Source organism: Sphingobacterium sp. UBA2480, assembly GCF_002341965.1.
In the GTDB taxonomy this organism is placed as follows: domain Bacteria; phylum Bacteroidota; class Bacteroidia; order Sphingobacteriales; family Sphingobacteriaceae; genus Sphingobacterium; species Sphingobacterium multivorum.
The window spans coordinates 383,537-407,207 of the sequence record NZ_DDPA01000004.1 but is presented as its reverse complement, the minus strand read 5'-3'; the positions used below and the strand labels follow the sequence as shown (position 1 = coordinate 407,207).

The following is a 23,671-nucleotide window of genomic DNA, read 5'->3' as shown; positions in this document are numbered from 1 at the left end:
AAAATGCAATATCATTTCTGTTTTATGCATAAAAACGCTATTTTTAAGAAAACATTACGCATGAGGTTTCCAATTATCACCTTTTTTATTGCATTATCCTGCGTTTTTAACGTTGCGATAGCACAGCAGTCCTTCAAATTTGCCCACGTAACAGACACGCATGTCGGTGGTGCAACAGGTGAGGAGGATTTGCGACGTACTGTAAAGGACCTGAATACATTGAAAGATATTGATTTTGTTATAGTCTCCGGAGATATCACTGAGTTTGGTGCTGATCATGAGTTAAAGCTTGCGAAGCGAATCTTAGATAGTTTGCAGCTGCCTTGGTATGTGGTTCCGGGAAATCACGATGGTAATTGGTCAGAAAATGGAGCCAACACGTTTCGCACCGTTTTTGGTGGCGAAACCTTTTTCTTTAAGCATAAAGGCTACGCATTCATTGGAACCAATTCAGGCCCCAATATGCGCATGAGTCCTGGTCAAATTCCTCGGGAAAACCTGGTTTGGATGGATTCCATTTTTGCAGCGAATCCGGATAAACAGCTTCCATTGATCTATATTAATCATTATCCACAGGATTCATCGTTAAATAACTGGTTTGACGCACTGAGAAGAGTTAAAACGCGGAATGTCCAGTTGGCGCTTTGTGGGCATGGTCATGCCAATAAATTATACGATTGGGAAGGAATTCCGGGGGTGATGGGACGGTCTAATCTGCGTGCGAATAAAGCGGTTGGAGGTTATAATATTGTGACCATCGCCGATGGTAAAGCGAGTTATCAAGAGCGTAATCCCGGTGTAGGAATGCAGGAGAAACCTTGGGTTGTTGTTCCAATGTTCGACCATCATTATGAAAATGAAACGATAAGCTACCCGAGACCAAGTTATGCTGTGAACGCAAAATATGCGGACCAGGTTAAAGTTAATTGGACGTTTGAAGACGCCAGCGATATCGGGGCGGGACTAGCCGTTTACAAAAATAGCGTGATTACATCAAATACCGCGGGCGATATCTTTGCGCTTGACTTAAAAACTGGCAAAAAGCTATGGGCATACCGTACCGGCGGTAAAGTTTATTCTACGCCTGCTGTGTGGAAAGGGATTGTCGTGGCGGGATCATCGGATCATGCAATTTATGCGGTAGATGCCGGTAATGGCAAGTTGTTGTGGAAGGTGGAGACTGAGAAGGCGGTTTTGGGTTCACCCTTGCTACATGATGGCGTGGCTTTTATCGGTGGCTCGGATGGTAAGTTTAGAGCGCTGGACATCAAGACGGGAGCTGTAAAGTGGAGTTTTGACCAGGTCAAAGGATTTGTATCGACGCTGCCAACGTATTATTTGGGGAATGTAATTTTTGGTTCCTGGAGCAATGGATTCTATGCTTTGGATGCCAAAACGGGTAAGCTTTCGTGGGAGTGGAATAATGGACAGGCCAATCGGATGTTTTCTGCTGCGGCATGCAATCCGGTGGGGGTAAACAATCGTGTTTTTGTAGTTGCACCGGATCGTTTTATGACAGCACTGGATGCGAAGAACGGTGCGGTCATCTGGCGGGAAAAGAAAGATACCATTCGGGTGCGCGAGTCTATGGGGTTGGCTGCAGATGATAAATTGGTTTATGTGAAGACGATGGATGGGGATCTTTTAGGTATTTCGGTTGCTGGTGATCGTATGGATGTTGCCTGGAAGTCCAAACTTAAATTGCCCTACGAATTGACACCTTCTGCAATTACATCCAATGGCAAGTTGGTCTTTGTGCCGAGTCATTCGGGTTTGCTATCTGGAGTTGACGCAAAAACAGGCGCGGTAGTATGGCAATATAAAATATCCAATGGAATGGTTAATCCCGTTGCACTAAATGGGAGAAATACCGTGATAGCGAGTACGATGGATGGCAAAATAGTTTCATTACAGTTTTAAGCAATCGATTGAAATGATCTTTTTGAAAATAAATGCCTTGATATGATAAAAAAATGTCTAAACTTCTTAAATTTACGTCAAGCTTTTTTGCTTGTTTTTGCATGTTTTGTTTGTAACTTTGCGAAAGCACAGCAAAATGCTTGGATTAGAATAAACCAATTGGGCTATACTCCAGCGGGCAAGAAGGTCGCGGTATGGGGTGGGAAATCAATCAGGCAGCTTCGTTCTTTTGAAATTAAAAACGCACGAACGGGTAAAACAGTCTATGTACATCCTGTTGGAAAAGATTATGGGGCTTATGGTCCTTTTGTTCAGAGCTTTCGTTTTGATTTCTCTTCCGTGCAGGATACTGGACGCTTTTTTGTTCAGGCCGGAGATGTGAAGTCTCCAACATTCCGAATCGCTCGGGACGTTTATAAAGGAGCGGCAGATTTTGCACTGCGTTATATGCGGCAACAACGGACATTGTTCAACCCTTTTCTGAACGATAGCTGCCATACACACGATGGCTTTGCGCTGTATGCAGGAAAGGTTGGCATTCCCGATAGCTCCCGTATCGATGCGGGTGGCGGTTGGCATGATGCTTCTGATTATTTGCAATATGCGACAACGTCAGCAAATGCAACATTTCATCTGTTAGCGGCTTACCGCGATTTTCCAAAGGTGTTTGGTGATCTAAAGCAAGCAAATGGTCTTGATGGAAAAAATGGCCGGGCCGATGTGCTCGATGAGGCAAAATGGGGCTTGGATTGGCTGTTGAAAATGCATCCCAAGGCCAACCAAATGTACAATCAGATTGGTGATGACCGGGATCATGCCAGCATGCGGATGCCAAAGGAAGATCCTTACTATGGTCGTGGATTTGAGAGACCGGTGTATTTTATCGATGGCGAGCCACAGCAGCGTGGCAAGTTTATGAACAATACAACCGGGACAAGCTCTACTGCTGGTAAATTTAGTAGTGCTTTTCGCCTGGGGGCGATGTTGTTTGACAAAGGGGATCGGAAATATGCAACGCTGCTTTCGAAGAAATCGGAAACAGCCTATGCTTATGCCAATATAAAACCAGGCGTGACACAGACAGTTTCTGTGAAATCGCCCTATATTTATGCCGAAGATAATTGGGTAGACGATATGCAGTTGGCCGCTGCAATGGGTTTTTCGATGACAAAAAAAGAAAAGTTTGCACGAGAAGCCTTACGCTTCGCCCGGCAAGAAAAGATTACACCTTGGATGGTTAGCGATACTGCTGCACATTATCAGTGGTATCCTTTTATCAATCTTGGGCATTATGAGTTGGCAAAAGGATTAAAAGGACAAGATCGCGAGGAGATTGTTTCCTATTATAAACAGGGGATTGAGCAAGTCAATCGGAGAGCTGAGAAAAACGCTTTTTTTCGGGGAGTTCCCTTTATTTGGTGTAGCAACAACTTAACGGTATCCTTTGCGATCCAATGTCTCTGGTATAAAGAATTGACGGGAGATGCACATTTTGATGAGCTAGCCCAAGCTAATTTTGACTGGTTATTCGGGGCGAACCCTTGGGGCACGAGTATGGTATATGGTCTTCCGGCTGGAGGCGATACACCTGTCGATCCGCATTCGGCGTTTACCTTTCTTGGAAAGCATCCGATCGACGGCGGATTGGTTGATGGGCCCATTATGGCATCCACGTACCGCAATCTGATTGGTATCAAGTTGAATAATCCGGATAGCTATGCGGAGTTTCAAAGTGATCTGGCGGTCTATCATGACGACTACGGAGATTATAGTACGAATGAGCCGACAATGGATGGTACCGCTTCGTTGATTTATCTGTTGGCTTCAAAGGAGGGTAAGGCCATGGAGGAGCCTACCGGAAAAAAGTAACACGGGATGTTTTTGGAGCTATTGTCCGGGGCGACTCGACAAAACGGCAGGTGGCCCTGGTGTTTACCGGTCATGATTTATCTGAGGGTACTGCTGAGGTATTAGCAAGTCTAAAGCATAATGGCGTTAAAGGCTCTTTTTTCCTGACAGGTGATTATCTCAGAACTCCAGGTTTTAAGCCGTATGTCCGTCAGATGTTAAGCGATGGCCATTGGATTTCGGGGCATTCCGATAAACATATTCTGATGAGTGACTGGGGGAGTAGGGATGTGCTTTTGGTCAAACGTGACTCTTTTGTCGCTGATCTAAAAGCAAACCTGAAAGCACTGGAAGGCGCGGGTGTCAAAAGAGAGCAGCTGTCCTATTATATTCCTTCTTATGAATGGTATAATAGTGAAACAGTCGACTGGGCAAAGGCAGTTGGTCTAAATTCGGTTAATTATACACCAGGAATACGGACTGCGGCTGATTATACCTATCCTGAAATGGGGGGGCGTTATTTATCGTCGACAGCGATTCTCGACAATCTCTGGTCTTACGAAGCTCGATATGGGCTCAATGGATTTTTGATATTGATTCATATGGGAACTGATGGTCGGCGGAAAGATAAGCTGTATCATCATTTGGATGATATCATTAGCATATTAAAGGGGAAAGGGTATCAACTTGTGGATGTACCCGATTTATTGAAATAAAGAAATACAATATATACTAATAATGGTAAATACAACGGAGAAAGATTCGAATTATCAGGATTTGGACAAGATGTCTGTGCATGAGTTATTGACAAATATCAATAATGAGGATAAATCTGTGCCACTTGCTGTAGAGCAGGCTATCCCTCAGATTGAAGCATTAGTCAAAGTCACTGTGGAGAAAATGAAGGCTGGTGGTCGAACTTTTTATATCGGCGCTGGTACAAGTGGCCGTTTGGGCGTGCTGGATGCGTCTGAATTACCTCCGACATACGGCGTTCCATTTGAATGGATCATTGGGTTGATTGCTGGTGGTGATACTGCAATTAGAAAAGCAGTTGAATTTGCAGAAGATGATCTGGAGCAAGCATGGAAAGATATGGAAGCGTATGATATTGATGAAAACGATGTTGTTATCGGCATTGCGGCTTCTGGAACCACACCTTATGTTATCGGCGGATTGAAAACGGCAAACGAGAAAGGGCTTGTGACGGGCTGTATTGTCTGTAACGGAGGGTCCCCGATTGCGGAAATAGCGCAGTATCCGGTTGAAGTTATTGTTGGGCCAGAATTTGTTACCGGGTCTACGCGAATGAAATCGGGTACAGCACAGAAATTTGTGTTAAATATGTTCAGTACCGCAGTGATGATCCAATTGGGTAGGGTAAAGGGGAACAAGATGGTCGATATGCAATTGTCAAACCATAAGCTGGTCGGTCGTGGTGTACGTATCATTATGGATCAGACCGGGGCGCTTGAAGAAGAAGCTGCGGCTTTGCTTGAGCAATTTGGTAATGTAAGACAGGCAATCGAAGCTTATCAGGATACCCATTGAGCATAACCTATTAAAATCACCTATTTAAAAACAAACTATGTCACCAGTAATATTATTATCTTTTATAATAATCTATTTTGCAGTTCTGCTTGCTGTAGCTCACTTCACCTCGAAGGGAGCTTCCGATAACTCGACTTTTTTTGTCGCAAACCGGAACTCTAAATGGTATATGGTCGCCTTTGGGATGATCGGTACCGCGCTCTCCGGCGTAACTTTTATCTCGGTTCCCGGCGCAGTCGGTGCGTCTGAATTTAGCTATTTTCAATTTGTTCTTGGGAACGCCGTTGGTTTTGTCATTATTGCCTATGTATTGCTTCCGCTCTATTATAGAATGAACTTGACTTCCATTTATACGTATTTGGAAGAACGTTTTGGGCACACCACGTACAAGACCGGTGCTGCTATTTTTTTGGTTTCCCGTACGATCGGTTCGGCGTTTCGTCTTTATCTGGTCGCAATCGTATTGCAGCATTTTATTTTTGATGCCTGGAATGTGCCTTTCGCGATTACGGTCGTTATATGTTTGGTGTTAATCTGGATGTATACAAACAAGGGTGGCTTAAAGACGATTATTGTGACAGATACCCTACAGACTACCTTTTTAGTGACCGCAGTAATTCTCTCTATCTATTTTATGGCCAAAGGATTAGATTTTGGTATCGTCGATACTTTCGAGGCTGTAAAAGAAAGTAGTTATTCCAAGATCTTTTTCTGGGATGATTTTGTCGGCAGTAAAGCAAATTTTTGGAAACAATTCTTGGGAGGAATTTTTGTGACCATTGCGATGACTGGGCTTGATCAGGATCTAATGCAAAAGAACTTATCGATGGGGACCATTAAAGAAGCCCAAAAGAACATGATCACTTTTACAAGTGTTTTTGTGGTCATTAATATTTTCTTTTTAGCTGTCGGTGCTTTGCTGTATATCTATGCGGCTAAAAACGGAATTGATGTGACTCAATTAGCAACACGCGATTATTTGTACCCAGAAATTGCATTAAACCACTTGGCTATTGTTCCTGCAATCATCTTTATGATGGGGTTAACGGCTGCTACTTTTGCAACGACAGATAGTGCGCTAACGGCATTGACAACATCTTTCTGTGTGGACTTTCTAAATTTCAATAAAAAAGAAAATCCCAATGATCCAGCGCTGATCAAGCAGCGTAATTATGTGCATTTTGGTTTTTCCATTGTGATGCTGTTGGTTATTCTGGTCTTTAAGCTGATCAATGATGACTCGGTCGTCAATGCAATCTTTACTGCGGCGAGTTATACCTATGGACCTTTATTGGGTTTATTCGTTTTCGGAATATTCACAAAATATGCCGTGCGGGATAACGCTGTACCTTATATCTGTGTACTTTCGCCTACCGTCTTATTTTTGCTTAAAACCTATGTTATTGAAGTGTATACACCTTATGTTATCGGATTGGATTTGATCATTATTAATGGTTTTATCACGTTTGTGATGCTTTTGATCAGTTCTCCAGGTAAAGCAAGTGAAAAAGCATTGTCCCATAATTAATGCACTTCGGCTATAAAAAATTTCTCCATTAGTGAGAAGATGTAAATACAAGTATTGATTTTGATTTGTACGTACAGAAAAATTAAGTTAAGTTTGATATACTTAGTTTTTCTGTACGTATGTATCATAGCATAAATGAGACTACGGAGTTTATCCGTAGAAAAATTGGAGATTTTACTCCAGAGTTCGGTATCATCCTAGGTACTGGTTTAGGTAAGTTGGTGGATGAAATTGAAGTCGAGTATCAGCTGATGTATTCCAATATACCAAATTTCCCCATTTCGACTGTTGAATTTCATTCTGGTAAGCTCATTTTTGGAAAATTGAGTGGCCGCAATGTGGTTGCTATGCAGGGGAGGTTGCATTATTATGAAGGTTACGATATGCAACAAATTACCTTTCCGATCCGTATCATGAAAGTTTTGGGGGTACAAAAATTGTTTGTTTCCAACGCTGCGGGCTCCCTGAATCCTGATGTGAAAAAAGGTGACCTTGGAATTATTGAAGATCATATCAATTTGTTGCCGGATAATCCGCTACGCGGACAGAATTTGGCCGAGTTTGGTCCACGATTTCCGGATATGAGCGAGCCTTATAACCGAAAGATGATTGGACAGGCTCTTGAAATTGCAGCCAAACATGCTATTGCTGCGCGAAAAGTTGTTTATGTTTCTTCCGCAGGTCCAAATTTGGAAACAAAAGCGGAATATCGTTATATGCGCCTGATCGGTGGGGATGTGGTCGGTATGAGTACCGTTCCAGAAGTGATTGTTGCTAATCATATGGCACTGCCGGTATTTGCGATTTCTGTTGTTACGGATGAAGGCTTTCACGAGGAGCTTAAACCCGTATCATTACAGGAAATTGTTAATGTTGCGGAGAAAGCGGAACCTAAAATGACATTAATTTTGAAAGAATTAATAGCTTTGCAATAAATTACCTCTTCATGTATCTCTGTTGAAGGAGAAGGTTGTTGGATTTGTGTGCGGTGAAGGGTAATTGGTTCATTGAGGTGAATTTAGCTTTTTTGGTTTTTATATAATTTTAGATGAAGTTGATCGTACGCATACTTGCCGCATGGTGTGTTTTATTTATTTATTCCGTGGATGTCATTGCGCAGAGCAAAGAGGATTGGAGTAGCGCATTGGATTCGGCCAGAGCCAAAGAGGACGGGAAGAAAGATTCTGTCATCCTTTCTGCGAAGTATATCCGATATGCCACACTGGATATGTTAAAAAAAGGAACTTATACACGGCAGATCGATACATCACATCATAATTATCAATATTATAATCCGCAGAATTTACCTTGGAATCCCAGTGTGAACCTTGGGGCTTATGGCCTTGCCACACGGGATCTATTGTTCCAGCCTAAAAAGACCATTGGCTTTCAGTCTGGTTTTACAGCGTTGGAACGTTATTTATTGAACCCCGATTCGGTCCAATATTTTAGGGCCCGGGCGAGGTACTCCGAATTGTCCGCGGTAGGATTCTTTTTTAATGACCAGGTTTTTAGGGCTCGGGTGGCGCAGAATATCAATTCCCAATGGAATATGAATGTCGATTTCCATTCTACTAAAACGGATGGATTTTACCTTGGACAGAATTATTCGGATTTAAAGGCTTCAGTTGCTTCTTGGTATGAATCGAAAAATAACCGGTATAATTTGTTGATCAATGGCGTATTTAATCGTTTGGATGCCATGGAGAATGGCTCTATTACAGAAGATCTTCCATTTGCGCCTGGAAATAGACAGTCTCCTGATCGATTTATACCGAAATTCTATGATGCCGGTAACACAAGGGTACCTCGATCTAAGTGGTGGGATAATTCATTCTTCCTGAGACAGTCACTTTATTTGGGACGATTGGATACGATCGATAAAGGCAAGCCGACCATGCAGATCCATCCGACCAATAGTATGGCGCATAATACGCGTATCCGAAGGCAGACATACAGCTTCTTCAAGAACATGGATGACCAAAATGCAGCATTACCATACAATAATAGAGCATTGGCGCTAAACAATGATAAGACGTTGATCACGAATGTTTCCAATGAATTTGAATATAACTTTTTTCTTAGAGGGAAGTCGGTCTTTAAGAACGAGGCAAAGTTGAATTTGGCTTTTCAGCACGACATGAACTGGGTGGAGCAGAATCAGTTGGACTCCATGCGGTATTACAATAATACATCAGCCTATCCACAGCCGCTGAAGAAACTGCCGGATAGCACAACATTTGATCGTTTTTATCAGAACGGAATTGTGAAAGGTGAATTAGGGTATAAGTTTTCAGATCGTCTTGATTTTAGTTTAAAAGCGAATCAAATCGTATTTGGCCACAACTTTGGAGATTTCTTGTATGAAGCTAAAGCGGATATCTCGATGGGGGATAAAATCGGAAAGGTGACGTTGTCAGCTTATTCACAGAACAAATCTCCGGAGATGGTTTTCGAGAATTTAAATTATACCTACGGAAAATGGAATGATTTAGATCTTAAAAAGATGAAAATTCAGAATCTGGGTTTTCAATATGCCAATCCGATGCTTGGTTTCCATGGTAAGGTGGAGTATTTTTTGATGAACAATTATACCTATTTCGAAGAGTTGTCCAATCCACAGAACGATCCTAAGAAGGATAAATGGATTGTTCCGACACAATTGGATAAAGCTAATTTGCTGAAGGTAACCGTTGGACAAAAATTTAAACTAAACCATTTTACCTTCGATAATCTCGTGGTCTATCAAAAGACAGATCAACAGGATGCATTGGCAGTTCCCGAGTTGTATACCTGGCATAGTTTGTATTACAGTAACCTGTTTTACAAAGTTATTGATTATAGTATCGGTCTGGATGCAAAGTTCAATACACCTTATGCCAATCCGAATTATTCAATTGGGACAGGACAGTTTTACAATGCTTACAAACAGATTGAGTTTTCGACATATCCAATCATGGATCTATGGATTACAGCGAATATACAACGGGTGAATATGTTTTTGAGTTATAATTTTTTAAATCAGAACTTCTATCCGCATGGTTACTATACGGTCAGACGTTATCCGATGAATAGTGCTAATTTTAGATTTGGTATTTCTTGGAAGTTCTATGATTAAAAATTATTTCGGTGTTTCTTAGCTTGTTGTGATATTAAAGGCATAAAATCTTATAAAATAATTTTGAGAATAGAATTTTTAAGCTATATTTGCACACGCAATTAGGGAACGGCGTTCTTTAAAAAAGTATGGAGGCTTAGCTCAGCTGGTTCAGAGCATCTGCCTTACAAGCAGAGGGTCACAGGTTCGAATCCTGTAGCCTCCACCATACAAAGTCGGAGAATTAGCTCAGCTGGTTCAGAGCATCTGCCTTACAAGCAGAGGGTCACTGGTTCGAATCCAGTATTCTCCACCAATCCAAAACGGAGGCTTAGCTCAGCTGGTTCAGAGCATCTGCCTTACAAGCAGAGGGTCACAGGTTCGAATCCTGTAGCCTCCACAAAAGCATCATCAATTGGTGCTTTTTTTTCGTTAGGGGGTTTAGCTCAGCTGGTTTAGAGCACTACCTCGACAAGGTAGGGGTCACTGGTTCGAACCCAGTAATCCCCACGATAAAAAAAGCGTTCTTCATGAACGCTTTTTTTATGGGCTGAATTCGCTGTAAATTTGAAAGTCCCCGATCCGGTATTCAATCTATCTCGGGAATCTTTCGCATTTATTTTCTAACTATTTCCGTTTCTTCCCTAGTTTAATTCCGTAACCTGTTGTCCATTCAATAAAATCAGCTTTACCGCCATGGGCTTTAATGGAAACACCGGCAAAGAAATCTTTGTAAACTTTATAACGTACTCCTGCTCTTAAATACACGGGCATGCTCTCGCCATTGAATTCGTTGCGATGAAGATAGACTCCTACATTTCCGTTGATATAAAGGCGTGAATTTAACACATGATCAATGTAGAATGCGGGGCCGTAAGAAAATAAAGCGGAGAATTTTCCGGCTTTGTCGCCGGCAACCTTCTCGTCGTTTCCACTGGCTGAATAAAATGCATCAAACCCAGCGCCAAGCCGCCATTTGTAGCCGAAATGCTTGCTGCAGTATGCACCTAGCATAGATTTAAAATATTGGCCATCGTGTTCGCGATCAATCTGTTTGAAGCCAAAGGCATAGTTGAAATGGAGTTCCTCTGTTTTCTCCATTTGTGGAATACTACTTTTTCTATAATCAAAAGGCTTGTTTGTTGGTGTATACGAAACGGATAGGCTCAACGGGACGAGGTTTATCCCTGTGTTCGGTAATGCCAGGGCGCCATTGCTGAAGTGGTGGAAGGCTGCACCAGCCCCTACCTGAAAGTTTTTATTTAGGCGGTAGTTGACCTGAAGTCCAAGATCAATAAATACATTGTTTTTGCTGCCAATAAGTAGGTTGAACGGATTGTCCTCCTCATTATAGGGGTTGAATCTCCCGGAAAGACCGAGCGCAATGCGGTAGTTGAAATTCCATCTTGAATTTACTTTTGGCCGAATAGGAATGGCGACAAAGCCATAGGCGGCGAAAGGTCGTCCGAGGTGCTCCTGACCAAAAGTACTGCTGTAGATGCCTATGCCGTATATTGGATAGTTGTATATTTCATTGTAAATACTCTTTAATGAGTCTTGAAACTGGGTCTGAAAACCGACTCTAAAATTTAACCCACTATAGTATGAGTCAGCAAGGGTTTCTTTGGAGCGCTCATTGAATTTGAGTTCGCCCCCGCTTTCATGTTCAAGTTGGAATATAAGTCTCGTCTTAGCTGGGGTACGGCTTTGTAAAGTGTCATTCGGATTTTCTATTCGGGGTGTGACCTGTGCTGTGGCACGAAAGGAGAGCAGTGTCAGGGCCACAAAAGCAAGTATTCTTGATCTCATGAAATAAAACGTTAGCGTTTTTTAAAATTTTTGCAAAAATAAGAATGATATATCATTGTAACAACAGTATTTAAACAGTAGCGAAATCAAGTTATAAAAAATGCCATTTTTCAGCCACACCATGTCGGTTAGTGGTGAGAGAAATTAGGCAGCTTAACTATCAGGCTGTCAAATGGGTAAATAATTATTGTTTATGTCTGTAATTATATTGCATATAAAAAGCAATTTATCTAAGTTTGAGGTGAAAAGAAAAAGGAAATATGATTAAAAACCTATTTAGAATTACTGCTGTTACGTTTGCACTAACAACAGCAGGGTGTGCTTTGTTTGCTCAAAACGCCAAATTTGATTGGAAAGAAGCATCTGAGGGGGGGTACACCTACAAGTACGTCACGAATGACCCTACACATTCACGGTTTTACAAGTTAAAAAATGGCTTAACGGTGATTTTGAGCCCGACCAAAAAAGAACCACGTATCCAAACTTACATTGCGACAAAAGCGGGGAGCAAAACAGACCCGAAAGATCACACCGGTTTGGCCCATTATCTGGAGCATATGCTGTTTAAAGGAACCGATAAATTTGGTTCTAAAGACTGGGCAAAGGAAAAACCTTTGTTAGATCAGATTGATGCGCTCTATGAGAAATACAATGGTACAACAGATGAAACCGAACGGAAAGCAATCTATAAGGAAATCGATAAAGTATCTGGAGAGGCTGCGAAATATGCTATTGCGAATGAATACGATAAATTGATGGCATCAATGGGAGCGGAAGGTACTAATGCATTCACCTCATTTGAGCAGACAGTCTATCAGGAGCAAATTCCTAGTAATGTAATGGATAAGTATCTCGCTGTACAGGCAGAACGGTTTAGATATCCGGTATTGCGTCTGTTCCATACTGAGCTGGAAGCTGTGTATGAAGAGAAAAATATCAGTCTGGATAAAGATAATCGTAAGGCTGTAGAATCGATGTTTTCAGCTGCTTTTCCTAATAATAATTATGGAAAGCAGACGACAATTGGTACTGTAGAGCACCTTAAAAACCCATCTTTGAAAGCGATTCGTGAATATTTTCACACCTACTATGTCCCTAACAATATGGGGGTCATTATGTCGGGTGATTTTGATCCTACAGAGGTGGTGAAAAAGGTGGATAAGGCCTTTGCTTTTATGCAGGCGAAAGAAATTCCGGCCTACACGTTTGATGCAGAGAAACCAATTTTAACTCCTGTTGTCCGCGAGGTTAAAGGTCCGGATGCTGAATTTATGTTAATGGGATTTCGTTTTCCTGGCGCTGCAACAAAGGATGCCCGTATGCTCAATCTGATGAGTCAGATCTTGACAAATGGTTCTGCCGGTCTGATTGATCTGGATTTGGTGAAGAATCAAAAATTATTAGGTGCAGGTGCTTTTCCGTATGTGTTAAAAGACTATTCTCTGCTTCTGTTGCAGGGTAATCCTAGTCAGGGACAGAGCTTGGAACAGGTGCAACAGCTGCTGTTACAAGAGTTGGCAAAATTGAGAAAAGGAGAGTTTTCGGATGAGCTGATCACGGCGATTGTGAACAACGCTAAGAAAGACGAAATCAAGCAAAATGAAAGTTATGGTGATCGTGCTGAATCATTGATGGATGCCTTTACTTCGGGTCAGGATTGGGCGTCTGTCGTGGGCTATTCGGATGAGTTGAATAAAATCACCAAGCAAGATGTGGTTGATTTTGCTAACAAATATTTGAATGACAATAATTATGTTGTTGTTTATAAGCGTAAGGGAGTTGATAATAATGTCGTTAAAGTTGTTAAACCTGAGATTACTCCCGTAACGGTCAATCGTGATGACCAGTCTGATTTCTTGAAGAAAGTAGAAGCATTGCCAGAGGATAAAATTCAGCCTGTATGGGTAGATTACAACAAAGATATTCAGAAGGCTACTGCAAACGGTTTGCCAGTACTTGCTGTAAAGAACTCAGATAATGAACTGTTTTCGCTGTCTTATCGTTTTGATGGTGGAAAATGGAGCAATAAATTGCTTTCATTGGCTGCGGGTTATCTAGAATTTTTAGGTACAAAAGATAAATCCAGTGAGCAGTTTAGCAAGGATTTTTATCAATTGGCGTCTGATTTTTCAGTGTCTGCAGGAAATGAAGAAACTATGGTGTCGATTTCAGGCTTGAATTCAAACTTTATAGCTACACAGAACTTGATTCAGGATTTATTGCGTAATTGTGTTGCTGATCAGGAGGCTTTCAAAATGTATATTGCCCGTCTTAAAAAAGCGAGAGCAAATGCGAAAGAAAACAAGGGAGCGATCATGGAAGGCCTAAAATCTTATGCTAAATACGGCGCTAAAAATCCATTTAATAATGTGTTTACAGACGCGGAATTGGATGCTTTAAAAGCGGAGGATTTGGTGAAGGCATTGCACGATTTGGCTAATATGAAACATACGATGCTTTATTTTGGCCCGTTAACTGCCGCGGAATTTGTAGCGAAAGCGAAGCCTTTGAAACAAGGGGCTGGAGAGTATGTTCCGGCGAAAAAGGCGGTCGTGTTCGCAGAATTGCCAACAAGCAAGAACCAGGTTCTTTTTGCTAATTTCGAAATGAAGCAGGCTGAAGTATTTTGGTATAGAAGCTCAGGAGTATACAGTAGTGCCTTGACACCGACTGTTTCTCTGTTTAATAATTACTTTGGTGGCGGCATGGGAAGTATTGTCTTCCAGACTATCCGTGAATCGAAAGCATTGGCTTATTCAACTTATGCCTATTATGGACAGCCTTATAAAAAAGAAAACCATTACACCGTTGGGGCCTATGTTGGGACGCAGGCTGATAAGTTTAACGATGCGATTAAAGGCATGAATGAGCTGCTGGATGTGTTGCCTGAAAGCGCTAAAGGGTTGGATATTGCGAAAGTAAGTCTGGAAAAATCAATTGCCAGTGAACGTGTGTTGAATGCGTCTATATTAGGTAGTTATCTAGCTGCACAACGTTTGGGAAATGCAACTGATATTCGTAAAGTTGTCTATGAGCAAGCGCCAAAATTAACTTATGGTGACCTAAGCACTTTCCATAAGAAAGAGATGAGTCAAAAGCCGTACGTTTATTGTATTGTAGCGAAGGAAGAAAGTCTTAAGCCAGAGGATCTTGCGAAACTGGGCGAGGTTAAAAAGCTGGATCTTAAAGAGATCTTCGGCTATTAGATCCCGGATTGCTTGTCTTAAGAATTAGATTAGCGTATGATACGAAAGAAGCCTCCGGTGTTTGCCGGAGGCTTCTTTCGTATCAGGTTTTGTGATGCCCTTTGTTTTTTATTCTTGTTTCACGCTACGGAATCCTTGTTTCACTGTTCGCGAGTAGGATTAGTTTTAAGGTGAATTCGCTATCATGGCTACTAAAACTAGCGTATTAAAACCGGATAATCTCCTCAATCTGTTCGTTGATAAATTGCAGCGTATCTTCTTTGAATAACTGCCCTTCATCATTCAGTTCGTTCTGAACATTGGGTAGAAAGATCTTAAGGGGAAGCACGTGCATTCTTAAGTAGTGGCATATGCCCGTCAGGTGATCTATGCCGCGGAGGTTGCCATAGCGACCTGAGGATAACCCAACCAATGCAACTTTCTTGTGATAAAAACTAATCGGAAATGTACAGCAGTCAATGAACAGTTTCAGTGCTCCTGGAATACTTCCATTGTATTCGGGAGCGATGAAAATAAATAGCTCAGCTTTACTGACCATTTCTTGGATGGGTTCAAATGCGGTGCTTCTTTTTCCGTAAAGATCTGTTTCTAAAATGTTTGCTGGTAGATCTTCCAACGAAAAGATGTTACTTTCAATTGACTTACGATCAAGTAATTGCTGGTAGCATTTTGCTATTTTTAACGTCTTACTATTGGGACGGTTTGTTCCGGATATTATTAAAATCATTGTGTTGTTGATACTTATAAAAAGCGCATTTTCAAAGTGGATACATATCTTGATTTTTTGTATCTTAGCATCCTGAGGATATGTGCTTTCGATCAATCAAAAGTACGAAATATGCTGAATTAGTTTTGTTAATTTGAATCGCAGATTAAAATTTGGGCAAATTGATCTTCAGAAACGTGAAATGTAGTATAAAATGACATTTTAATTAAGAAAGGTTTTCATTCAAGATGGGAAAAGTAATTGCAATCGCAAATCAAAAGGGTGGGGTCGGAAAAACCACAACGTCAATTAATTTGGCGGCTAGTTTGGCGGTTTTAGAATATAAAACATTGTTGGTCGATGCAGATCCCCAAGCAAACTCTACTTCTGGGATTGGCTTTGACCCTCGTACAATCAGCGCAAGTGTATACGAATGTTTAGTGAATGATTTGGATCCTCGTGAGGCTATTCAATCAACAGAAACGCCAAATTTGGATCTTTTACCGGCTCATATTGATTTGGTTGGGGCAGAAATTGAGATGATCAATATGCACGAAAGGGAGTACAAGATGAAAAAAATCTTGGATCAGGTGAAACAGGATTATGATTTTATTATCATCGATTGTTCGCCTTCCTTAGGCTTAATTACAATCAATGCACTATCTGCTTCGGACTCAGTTATCATTCCGGTACAGTGCGAATACTTTGCCCTAGAAGGACTTGGTAAGCTGTTGAACACAATTAAAATCGTTCAAAACCGTTTAAATACAAGTTTGGAGATCGAAGGAATTTTGTTGACCATGTATGATGTTCGTTTAAGATTGTCAAATCAGGTGGTCGAGGAAGTGAAAACACATTTCACAGATTTAGTTTTTGATACGATTATTCAGCGAAATACCCGTTTGAGCGAAGCTCCAAGCTTTGGAATTTCTGTTATCATGCATGATGCGTCCTGCAAAGGGGCAATAAATTATTTGAATTTGGCACGCGAGATTTTACAGAAAAACGGGCATCTTAATGAAATGAATAAAACAGTAACCGCATAATATGGCAGCACATCAGCGTAAAACAGGACTGGGAAGAGGCTTAGGTGCGCTATTAAACGATAGTGTAGAAGTTCCTGCTAAAGGTAATCAGCAAGTGGAAGAAGCTCCTCTAGTTACACCAACTGCAGTAAAAACAACAAAAGAGAATGGCAGTATCAGCCATGTCCGTGTAGAAGAAATATCTGTCAACCCTTTTCAGCCGCGTACAGAATTTGATCCGGTTGCCTTACAGGAGTTATCGGAATCGATTAGTTTACAGGGTTTAATTCAGCCGATTACCGTACGTAAAATTTCGGACGGAAATTATCAGTTGATTTCCGGAGAGCGGCGTCTCCGCGCTTCGCGCTTGGCCGGTATCACCGAAATTCCAGCGTATATCCGTACCGCCAACGACCAGCAGATGCTGGAGATGGCCCTGATTGAGAATATTCAACGGGAGAACTTAAATGCTATTGAAGTAGCCTTAAGCTTTCAGCGTATGATTGAGGAGTGTAATTTAAAACAGGAAGAATTGGGTGAACGTGTTAGTAAAAACCGTTCTACTGTTACAAATTATCTCCGTTTATTAAAACTTCCACCTGTCATTCAAGCGGCAATACGCGATGGAGCCTTGACTATGGGACATGCTCGTGCCCTGATTAATATTCCAGAGGTTGATAAGCAGCTTTATATCTTTAAGTTGATTATTGATCAAGGTTTATCCGTCCGTAAGGCGGAGGAGTTGGTTCGTGAGTTACAAAAAGGCGGTAAGAAAAAAGCTGGAAAAGATAAAGCTCCGATGTCTTTTCAATTGCAGAAAATTGAAGATGATCTGGCGTCGAAATTTTCTTCTCGGGTCAAATTGAATCTGAAGAGCACGAAAGGAAAGGGTGCTATTGAGATACCTTTTGAGTCGGAAGATGATTTAAGTCGCATTCTTGAATTGTTAGATTGGTAATATGGCCAAGTTAATAAGCTTGATATTTGCGGTGTTTGCACTGTCGGTAGTACATGGACAGACTGTGGATACAATTCCTAAGAAACAGTTGGCACCCGTCAAAATAGATAGCATAAAGCAAAAATCGGTACAGGATACCGTAAAGAAGGAATCTCGGAAGGAACGTAAAAAACGGGAGAAGGAGGAGGCGAAGGCGAAAGAGAAGGTTGTGTTTAAAGATTCAACCCGTTTGGCTATCGAAGCAAAAAATAAACAAGCTTGGAAGCGCTCTTTAGTACTTCCAGGCTGGGGACAATATACAAATGGCGGCGTTTGGTGGATAAAAGTACCTGCAATCTATGGTGGCTTAATAACAACCGTACTTGTTTTCGATTTTAATAACCGTTATTATAAGGAATTACTGGGGGTATTACAAGACAAAGCTCTTGGTAAGCCGATTGATCCTTATTACATCGGAATCTCCGACCAATCTATCATCCGGGCAAAAGATAATGCGCGGCGAAATCGAGATCTCATGGTGCTACTTACGTTAGGTGTTTATGGCCTGAATGTCGCAGAAGCTTATATCGACTCGATGCTTAAATATCGCTGGAGTATCGGTGATGATAAACCCAAAAAAACGGCTTTCTTAATAGGACCTACTTTAATGGATGCTAGTCTCGCGTCGGGAACTTATTCGTTTAAACCTACGGTCGGACTTAAATTGACCATGAAATTCAATTAAAATCTCCTGTTTTAAAGGTTATATTTTGATTCCTTTTGTTTATTCATGAGTTTATTTCTTTATTAAGGGATTCATATAGCCCAAGCAAATTTAAGACAATAAGGACTGAACAGTTTTATTTTCATACGGGTTTATGGTTTTAAACATGGGTATTTCATTGAAATTTTTTAATTTTAAAAATAAACTATACTTTTTTCTAAATATATGAACATCATTCTCTTGGGATATGGCAAAATGGGGCAGATTATCGAAAGATACGCGCTGAAAAGAGGCCATCAAATTTTTTTAGTTGTCGATGAACATAATCGTCCTAACCTGACTGCTGATGATATTAAAGGTGCTGATGTCGCAATAGACTTTAGTGTACCTTCTGCAGCATTGGATAATATGAATCTTTGTCTTGAGGCAGGTGTACCTATTGTCGTCGGAACAACCGGTTGGTATGATCAACTGGAGGATGTTAAGGCGAAGTGTTTGGATGCTGATGGTTCTATTTTGTATGGATCCAACTTCTCTATCGGAGTGAATGTATTCTTCCATATCAATAGAATTTTGGCGAAGGCATTGCAGCCTTATAAACAATATGATGTTCAGGTAGAGGAAATACACCACATTCACAAATTGGATGCACCAAGTGGTACAGCAATTACGATTGCAGAGGGGATATTGGATAATAGCGATGTGAAAACCAATTGGGTAAATACTGTTGTTGGTGAACAGGATGAGCTTATTCCAAAACCACAGGAACTTTTAATAGAAAGTCATCGAATTGAAGAGGTTCCGGGAACACATACGGTACTTTATAGTTCTGAGGTTGACCAAATAGAATTTAAACATACCGCACATAGCCGTGATGGATTTGCTTTAGGAGCTGTAGTTGCTGCTGAATGGTTGAATGGCAAAAAAGGTTTCTATCAGGTTACTGAAATTTTTGATTTTAATAAATAGTACTAATTAGTAGATTATGGGATTAATTATATTTGCGGTTTTAACAGCAATATCGGGATATGGTTTGTGGCAATTGTTTGTTAAAGCTGGCAGAAATGGCTGGGAAGCGATCGTGCCTTTTTATAGCCAGTATATTCAGGCAAAATTGACGGGAAGACCTACATGGTGGGTAATTTTATTGCTCGTGCCAATTGTCAATGTCTTTGTTTTCTATAATCTTTACCTTGATTTTATCCATTGTTTTGGAAAACGCCGGTTTTGGGAGAATGCTGCTGCTGTTTTAGTGCCTTTTATCGTTCTGCCCATGTGGGCAAAGGACAACAATGTGCGTTTTTTGAATGGTTTATATGCAAAGAATTTAAAGGCAGCTACTCAGGAAGGTATTGAACTGACCGAGGAGAAACGTGCCGAAATTGCACTTGAATCTTACAAAGATTATAAAATTAAATATCCGTACAAGAAATCCATGGTACGCGAATGGGCAGATGCCATTGTATTTGCAACTGTAGCAGCGTCACTTATTCGTGGTTTTCTGATCGAGGCTTATATGATTCCTACAGGATCGATGGAGCGTACCTTGTTGATCGGGGATTTCTTATTTGTAAGCAAGTTAAATTATGGACCACGGGTTCCTAACACACCGATTGCCTTTCCTTTTGCGCATCATACGATGCCCATCACTGGTGGGAAAGCATATTCTGAATTTATTGAACTACCCTATAAACGTTTGCCAGGATTTCAAAAGATTGAGCGTAATGATGTCGTTGTTTTCAATTTTCCTGCAGGTGACACTGTCGCGCTCGAGAACCAAAATGCAAGTTATTACGATCTTGTTCGGGCTTATGGCTGGCAGACTGTCAATTCCCAATTTACGATCCAGGCAAGACCTATTGATAAAAGGGAGAACTATATTAAACGCTGTGTCGGACTGCCGGGCGATAAAATTTTCATGAAGGACGCTAAACTCTTTGTGAACGATCAACCGGGTTTTGATCCTCCAGAAAGCCAATTGGACTATCTCGTCTTAACGGATGGTACCCCATTAAATATGGATAGATTACGGGAGTTGAGAATAGAAGCGGCTGGTGGAGATCAGCAGCCTGGTGTTTATCAGTTGTTCATGACAAAAGATGAATTAGCTATAGTAAAATCGTGGTCGAATGTCAAAGAAATCAGAAGAAATCCTGGTGGTGAAGGTGCTTATCCGTACGATCCACAATACAAATGGAATTTTGACAATTTTGGGCCGATTTTAATCCCGAAGAAAGGATGGACAGTGGCATTAAATGCACAGACTCTGCCCATTTATGAAAGAGCGATCCGCGTTTACGAAAACAATAAGTTAGAAAAACGTTCGGATGGGATCTATATAAATGATGTGAAAGTAGACCATTATACGTTTAAAATGGATTATTTTTGGATGATGGGTGATAATCGCCATAATTCCTTGGATTCAAGAGGTTGGGGATTTGTTCCCGAAGATCATGTTGTCGGAAAGGCTTTATTTACTTGGATGAGCTGGGATGAGATTGGTACAGGACTTTCGAAAATTCGCTGGAACCGTATCTTTAAAGGAATTCATTAGCAACTGCCATTTGAGCAATAACACCGCTATTTGGGGTGCAATAAAAAAGGGCTTTCGTTGTGAAAGCCCTTTTTTATGAATCTGTGTTTTCTCTCAGCAAGAGAAAACCTTTGTGATCTCGTTTGGAGCTGCTGGTGACAGCGAAATTACGAATGTTTTAATGAATATTTTTGCAGTTTCTCAATCACAAGGGTGCTGACTGATGAATGCTATTCCCTGAACGTTGCATTACTTCAAACAAGCAAGATAACGTTTGATCGTTTCCTCTAGCCCTAAGTATAGTGCATCCGAAATGAGCGCATGGCCTATGCTAACTTCCAGGAGTTCGGGGATATGTTGGTTGAAATATTGCAGATTGTTAAGATCTAAGTCATGGCCCGCATTTAGACCTAATCCAACTTCACGTGCTTTTAATGCAGCTTTGAAATAGGGTTTTATTGCAAGTTCTTTATCGAAGCCATACTCCGTAGCAAATCCTTCTGTATATAGCTCAATGCGATCTGTTCCTGTTTCGGCCGCGGCCTCTACCATTTCTTCGACGGGATCAACAAAGATAGAAACACGTATACCTGCATCTTTGAACAATTTACACATATCTTGTAGATAGGCTTTGTTTTTAATGGTATCCCAGCCATGGTTAGAGGTTAATTGTCCTTCGGTATCGGGCACTAAGGTTACCTGTGCTGGTTTATTGGCCAATACAAGGTCAATAAACTTCTGTTCTTGGCAATTCCCTTCAATATTGAGTTCGGTCTGGATTTCTGCTTTTAGATCAAAAACATCCTGATATCGAATATGTCTTTCATCAGGTCGTGGATGCACAGTGATACCTTGAGCGCCAAAACGTTCACAGGCTAGTGCCGCAGATACTAGATTGGGGTTATTGCCACCTCTAGAATTTCTGAGCGTTGCGATTTTATTGATATTTACTGAAAGTCTAGTCATTTTCCTGTATGTTATGATGTAAAAATACAAATAATATCTATTTTTTTTTAACTTGCATATATGGATGGAATCGACTATAGCCTGTTTAGCGGCTTTCGCCTATTGGACGTTATTGATATCATATTGGTAGCGATTATTATCTACTATATCTATAGTTTGATTAGGGGGACCATTGCCGTTAATATCCTGATTGGCGTAGCACTGTTTTATGGCGTTTATATTGTCGTCAAACAGATGCATATGCGCTTGCTGACTGAGATATTTGGCGGTTTTATATCCGTAGGATCCATTGCTTTGATTGTTGTATTCCAGCAGGAAATCAGGCGGTTCTTACTACACGTGGGAAAGAATATATCCATGAAACGAAAAAAAGTTTTTTGGTCGTTTATCGGGAATAAAAAGGCAATACAAAAAGATTTGACGGAGGATCTAAAACCCGTTATTGAAGCCTGTAGAAGCATGTCGCGTACACGGACGGGAGCTCTATTAGTTTTCTCAAAGTATTTTGACGAGGAATATTATCAGAGCAGCGGTGAGTATATTGATGCCCATATCTCCAAGCGCTTGATTGAAAGTATCTTTCATAAAAATAGCCCATTACATGATGGTGCGGTGGTTATTGTTGATTTTAAGATTATGACAGCATCTTGTGTGCTACCATTGTCGGATAGTGAGGATTTACCGCTGCAATTCGGACTACGGCATCGTGCTGCAATTGGAGTGACGGAAATCTCGGATGCGATTGCTGTTATTGTCTCTGAAGAGACTGGTGAGATATCTTTTGCGAAGGATGGAAACGTCAATATGAACGTTTCACCAGAAGAACTTGAGCAATTGCTAAAAGACGAGTTATAAAACTAAAAGCCGAGCTGTAAAAAAGGCCTTAAATGGAATGCCCCCAAAAAGTTAGATGCTTTCTAGGGGCATTTTAGATAGAGATACCTATTTTTTTGCGGCGTTGATCACTTGTGTGTTCAATTTGATGTATTCACTATTTTTATCTGCTGTGGCAACTTCAAGACCTTTGGTTGCTGTTTCTATCGCACCTTTTTTATCACCAGCTTTTAATTGCGCTTTTGCTTTCCAATAAAGGACGTGGGCAGCTTTGGGTTGAGCTTTGGCTGCTTCGTCAAACCAGTTTAGTGCTTTATTTAGATCTAAGTTATTGCTGAAGTAATATTGGGCTGCGGCAAAATAAGGTTTTTTCTCACCCTTCATAGCCTCGTCGATGGAAGCTAATATTTTAGCCTGTTGATTGACTTTGAGATCAACCTTTACGGACGTTTTTTCCCAAGCCAGATTCAATACAGCACCTGTAGGTGTAACATTATCAAAAGAAATGGTAAATGTCTCCACTGGATTTGCTAAGGTCTGCGGTTTAACATTGAAGCGTAAGGCATCTTCAGTTTGTTTATAGGTATAGGCACCCCATTGTTTTGTGTTTTTACTAATAATAATGGTCCACTCTGATTTGTTCGGGATCGTGAAAAGCGCATAGGTTCCGGCAGAAAGCTTATGTCCATTCAACTCAACATCACCTTCAAAGGTTAATGTGGTATTTGTATTTGCACCTGTGCGCCATACTTCGTTGTAAGGAACAAGATCACCAAAAATCTTACGGCCGTTCATGCTTGGACGACTATAGTTTAGCGTCACATTTTCAATCCCTAATCCCTGTGTGATTGTTTGAGCACTACTTGCTGCAGGTAGTTTTAACTGAGCAAAGGATTCGTTTGCAGTAAACATCAGGGCTGCTGCAAAAGCAATGGCAAAGAATTTCTTTTTCATTTGTTCGATAATTACATTGTGAGCTTGTTTGCT

At 40.9% G+C, this 23,671-nt stretch carries 18 protein-coding genes and 4 tRNA genes; 18 read left to right on the top strand and 4 right to left on the bottom strand.

Annotated features, from left to right (window positions below):
• Window positions 1-60 precede the first annotated feature (60 nt).
• The 11 genes from B3600_RS09125 to B3600_RS09075 all read left to right on the top strand — a co-directional run bounded on the left by B3600_RS09125 (window position 61) and on the right by B3600_RS09075 (window position 10,454).
• A complete protein-coding gene (locus B3600_RS09125; protein WP_286752749.1) occupies window positions 61-1,920 on the top strand; it encodes a PQQ-binding-like beta-propeller repeat protein in 1,860 nt (619 codons plus the stop codon).
• A gap of 42 nt (window positions 1,921-1,962) precedes the next feature.
• A complete protein-coding gene (locus B3600_RS09120) occupies window positions 1,963-3,789 on the top strand; it encodes a glycoside hydrolase family 9 protein (protein WP_286752748.1) in 1,827 nt (608 codons plus the stop codon).
• Between the two features lie 50 nt (window positions 3,790-3,839).
• On the top strand, window positions 3,840-4,484 hold the full coding sequence (locus B3600_RS09115; RefSeq protein ID WP_236560312.1) for a polysaccharide deacetylase family protein: 645 nt from the start codon (window positions 3,840-3,842) through the stop codon (window positions 4,482-4,484).
• Between the two features lie 22 nt (window positions 4,485-4,506).
• Complete coding sequence (gene murQ / locus B3600_RS09110; protein WP_286752747.1) at window positions 4,507-5,319, top strand: N-acetylmuramic acid 6-phosphate etherase; 813 nt, start codon at window positions 4,507-4,509, stop codon at window positions 5,317-5,319.
• A 37-nt stretch (window positions 5,320-5,356) separates the two neighbouring features.
• Window positions 5,357-6,847: a sodium:solute symporter gene (locus B3600_RS09105; RefSeq protein WP_115046435.1), complete on the top strand. Its 1,491-nt coding sequence runs from the start codon at window positions 5,357-5,359 to the stop codon at window positions 6,845-6,847.
• A 119-nt stretch (window positions 6,848-6,966) separates the two neighbouring features.
• Window positions 6,967-7,782 carry a purine-nucleoside phosphorylase gene (locus B3600_RS09100; protein ID WP_286710248.1) on the top strand — a complete coding sequence of 272 codons (816 nt, stop codon included), beginning with the start codon at window positions 6,967-6,969 and terminating at the stop codon, window positions 7,780-7,782.
• A gap of 113 nt (window positions 7,783-7,895) precedes the next feature.
• Window positions 7,896-9,965, top strand: coding sequence for a putative porin (locus B3600_RS09095; protein WP_286752746.1), 2,070 nt, complete (start codon window positions 7,896-7,898; stop codon window positions 9,963-9,965).
• 130 nt (window positions 9,966-10,095) lie between these two features.
• Window positions 10,096-10,173 (top strand) — tRNA-Val (locus B3600_RS09090).
• Between the two features lie 9 nt (window positions 10,174-10,182).
• Window positions 10,183-10,260, top strand: a tRNA-Val gene (locus B3600_RS09085).
• 9 nt (window positions 10,261-10,269) lie between these two features.
• Window positions 10,270-10,344 (top strand) — tRNA-Val (locus tag B3600_RS09080).
• Window positions 10,345-10,379: 35 nt separating this feature from the next.
• Window positions 10,380-10,454 (top strand) — tRNA-Val (locus tag B3600_RS09075).
• Between the two features lie 117 nt (window positions 10,455-10,571).
• Here the strand turns inward: B3600_RS09075 and B3600_RS09070 are convergent.
• Complete coding sequence (locus tag B3600_RS09070; RefSeq protein WP_286752745.1) at window positions 10,572-11,753, bottom strand: acyloxyacyl hydrolase; 1,182 nt, start codon at window positions 11,751-11,753, stop codon at window positions 10,572-10,574.
• 260 nt (window positions 11,754-12,013) lie between these two features.
• Between B3600_RS09070 and B3600_RS09065 the strand changes: the two genes are divergently transcribed.
• On the top strand, window positions 12,014-14,959 hold the full coding sequence (locus B3600_RS09065) for a M16 family metallopeptidase (protein ID WP_286752744.1): 2,946 nt from the start codon (window positions 12,014-12,016) through the stop codon (window positions 14,957-14,959).
• A 205-nt stretch (window positions 14,960-15,164) separates the two neighbouring features.
• Here the strand turns inward: B3600_RS09065 and B3600_RS09060 are convergent, their stop codons facing one another.
• A complete protein-coding gene (locus B3600_RS09060) occupies window positions 15,165-15,686 on the bottom strand; it encodes an NADPH-dependent FMN reductase (protein WP_286710244.1) in 522 nt (173 codons plus the stop codon).
• A gap of 227 nt (window positions 15,687-15,913) precedes the next feature.
• Here B3600_RS09060 and B3600_RS09055 point away from each other — a divergent pair, with 227 nt between their 5' ends.
• The 5 genes from B3600_RS09055 to lepB all read left to right on the top strand — a co-directional run bounded on the left by B3600_RS09055 (window position 15,914) and on the right by lepB (window position 20,905).
• A complete protein-coding gene (locus B3600_RS09055; protein ID WP_070561294.1) occupies window positions 15,914-16,711 on the top strand; it encodes a ParA family protein in 798 nt (265 codons plus the stop codon).
• Between the two features lies 1 nt (window position 16,712).
• Window positions 16,713-17,648, top strand: coding sequence for a ParB/RepB/Spo0J family partition protein (locus B3600_RS09050; protein WP_159333448.1), 936 nt, complete (start codon window positions 16,713-16,715; stop codon window positions 17,646-17,648).
• Window position 17,649: 1 nt separating this feature from the next.
• A complete protein-coding gene (locus B3600_RS09045; RefSeq protein WP_201640035.1) occupies window positions 17,650-18,372 on the top strand; it encodes a DUF5683 domain-containing protein in 723 nt (240 codons plus the stop codon).
• Window positions 18,373-18,576: 204 nt separating this feature from the next.
• Window positions 18,577-19,320, top strand: coding sequence for a 4-hydroxy-tetrahydrodipicolinate reductase (gene dapB, locus B3600_RS09040; protein WP_286752743.1), 744 nt, complete (start codon window positions 18,577-18,579; stop codon window positions 19,318-19,320).
• A 16-nt stretch (window positions 19,321-19,336) separates the two neighbouring features.
• Complete coding sequence (lepB, locus tag B3600_RS09035; RefSeq protein ID WP_286752742.1) at window positions 19,337-20,905, top strand: signal peptidase I; 1,569 nt, start codon at window positions 19,337-19,339, stop codon at window positions 20,903-20,905.
• A gap of 228 nt (window positions 20,906-21,133) precedes the next feature.
• Here the strand turns inward: lepB and B3600_RS09030 are convergent, their stop codons facing one another.
• Entirely contained in the window at window positions 21,134-21,850 is a 717-nt protein-coding gene (locus B3600_RS09030; RefSeq protein ID WP_046672649.1) for a pyridoxine 5'-phosphate synthase, read from the bottom strand.
• A 60-nt stretch (window positions 21,851-21,910) separates the two neighbouring features.
• Between B3600_RS09030 and cdaA the strand changes: the two genes are divergently transcribed.
• On the top strand, window positions 21,911-22,705 hold the full coding sequence (gene cdaA, locus B3600_RS09025; RefSeq protein WP_046672648.1) for a diadenylate cyclase CdaA: 795 nt from the start codon (window positions 21,911-21,913) through the stop codon (window positions 22,703-22,705).
• An 87-nt stretch (window positions 22,706-22,792) separates the two neighbouring features.
• Here cdaA and B3600_RS09020 read toward each other — a convergent pair whose 3' ends face one another.
• Window positions 22,793-23,638 carry a DUF2911 domain-containing protein gene (locus B3600_RS09020; protein WP_286752741.1) on the bottom strand — a complete coding sequence of 282 codons (846 nt, stop codon included), beginning with the start codon at window positions 23,636-23,638 and terminating at the stop codon, window positions 22,793-22,795.
• Window positions 23,639-23,671: the final 33 nt, after the last annotated feature.

What these genes read in the sequence shown, in the direction of transcription:
- B3600_RS09030 (WP_046672649.1), bottom strand. Translation starts at nt 21,850, where the DNA reads ATGACTAGACTTTCAGTAAATATCAATAAAATCGCAACGCTCAGAAAT.
- B3600_RS09065 (WP_286752744.1), top strand. Translation starts at nt 12,014, where the DNA reads ATGATTAAAAACCTATTTAGAATTACTGCTGTTACGTTTGCACTAACA.
- B3600_RS09100 (WP_286710248.1), top strand. Translation starts at nt 6,967, where the DNA reads ATGTATCATAGCATAAATGAGACTACGGAGTTTATCCGTAGAAAAATT.
- murQ (WP_286752747.1), top strand. Translation starts at nt 4,507, where the DNA reads ATGGTAAATACAACGGAGAAAGATTCGAATTATCAGGATTTGGACAAG.
- B3600_RS09105 (WP_115046435.1), top strand. Translation starts at nt 5,357, where the DNA reads ATGTCACCAGTAATATTATTATCTTTTATAATAATCTATTTTGCAGTT.
- B3600_RS09125 (WP_286752749.1), top strand. Translation starts at nt 61, where the DNA reads ATGAGGTTTCCAATTATCACCTTTTTTATTGCATTATCCTGCGTTTTT.
- B3600_RS09120 (WP_286752748.1), top strand. Translation starts at nt 1,963, where the DNA reads ATGATAAAAAAATGTCTAAACTTCTTAAATTTACGTCAAGCTTTTTTG.
- lepB (WP_286752742.1), top strand. Translation starts at nt 19,337, where the DNA reads ATGGGATTAATTATATTTGCGGTTTTAACAGCAATATCGGGATATGGT.
- B3600_RS09070 (WP_286752745.1), bottom strand. Translation starts at nt 11,753, where the DNA reads ATGAGATCAAGAATACTTGCTTTTGTGGCCCTGACACTGCTCTCCTTT.
- B3600_RS09020 (WP_286752741.1), bottom strand. Translation starts at nt 23,638, where the DNA reads ATGAAAAAGAAATTCTTTGCCATTGCTTTTGCAGCAGCCCTGATGTTT.
- B3600_RS09045 (WP_201640035.1), top strand. Translation starts at nt 17,650, where the DNA reads ATGGCCAAGTTAATAAGCTTGATATTTGCGGTGTTTGCACTGTCGGTA.
- B3600_RS09060 (WP_286710244.1), bottom strand. Translation starts at nt 15,686, where the DNA reads ATGATTTTAATAATATCCGGAACAAACCGTCCCAATAGTAAGACGTTA.
- B3600_RS09095 (WP_286752746.1), top strand. Translation starts at nt 7,896, where the DNA reads ATGAAGTTGATCGTACGCATACTTGCCGCATGGTGTGTTTTATTTATT.
- cdaA (WP_046672648.1), top strand. Translation starts at nt 21,911, where the DNA reads ATGGATGGAATCGACTATAGCCTGTTTAGCGGCTTTCGCCTATTGGAC.
- B3600_RS09055 (WP_070561294.1), top strand. Translation starts at nt 15,914, where the DNA reads ATGGGAAAAGTAATTGCAATCGCAAATCAAAAGGGTGGGGTCGGAAAA.
- B3600_RS09050 (WP_159333448.1), top strand. Translation starts at nt 16,713, where the DNA reads ATGGCAGCACATCAGCGTAAAACAGGACTGGGAAGAGGCTTAGGTGCG.
- dapB (WP_286752743.1), top strand. Translation starts at nt 18,577, where the DNA reads ATGAACATCATTCTCTTGGGATATGGCAAAATGGGGCAGATTATCGAA.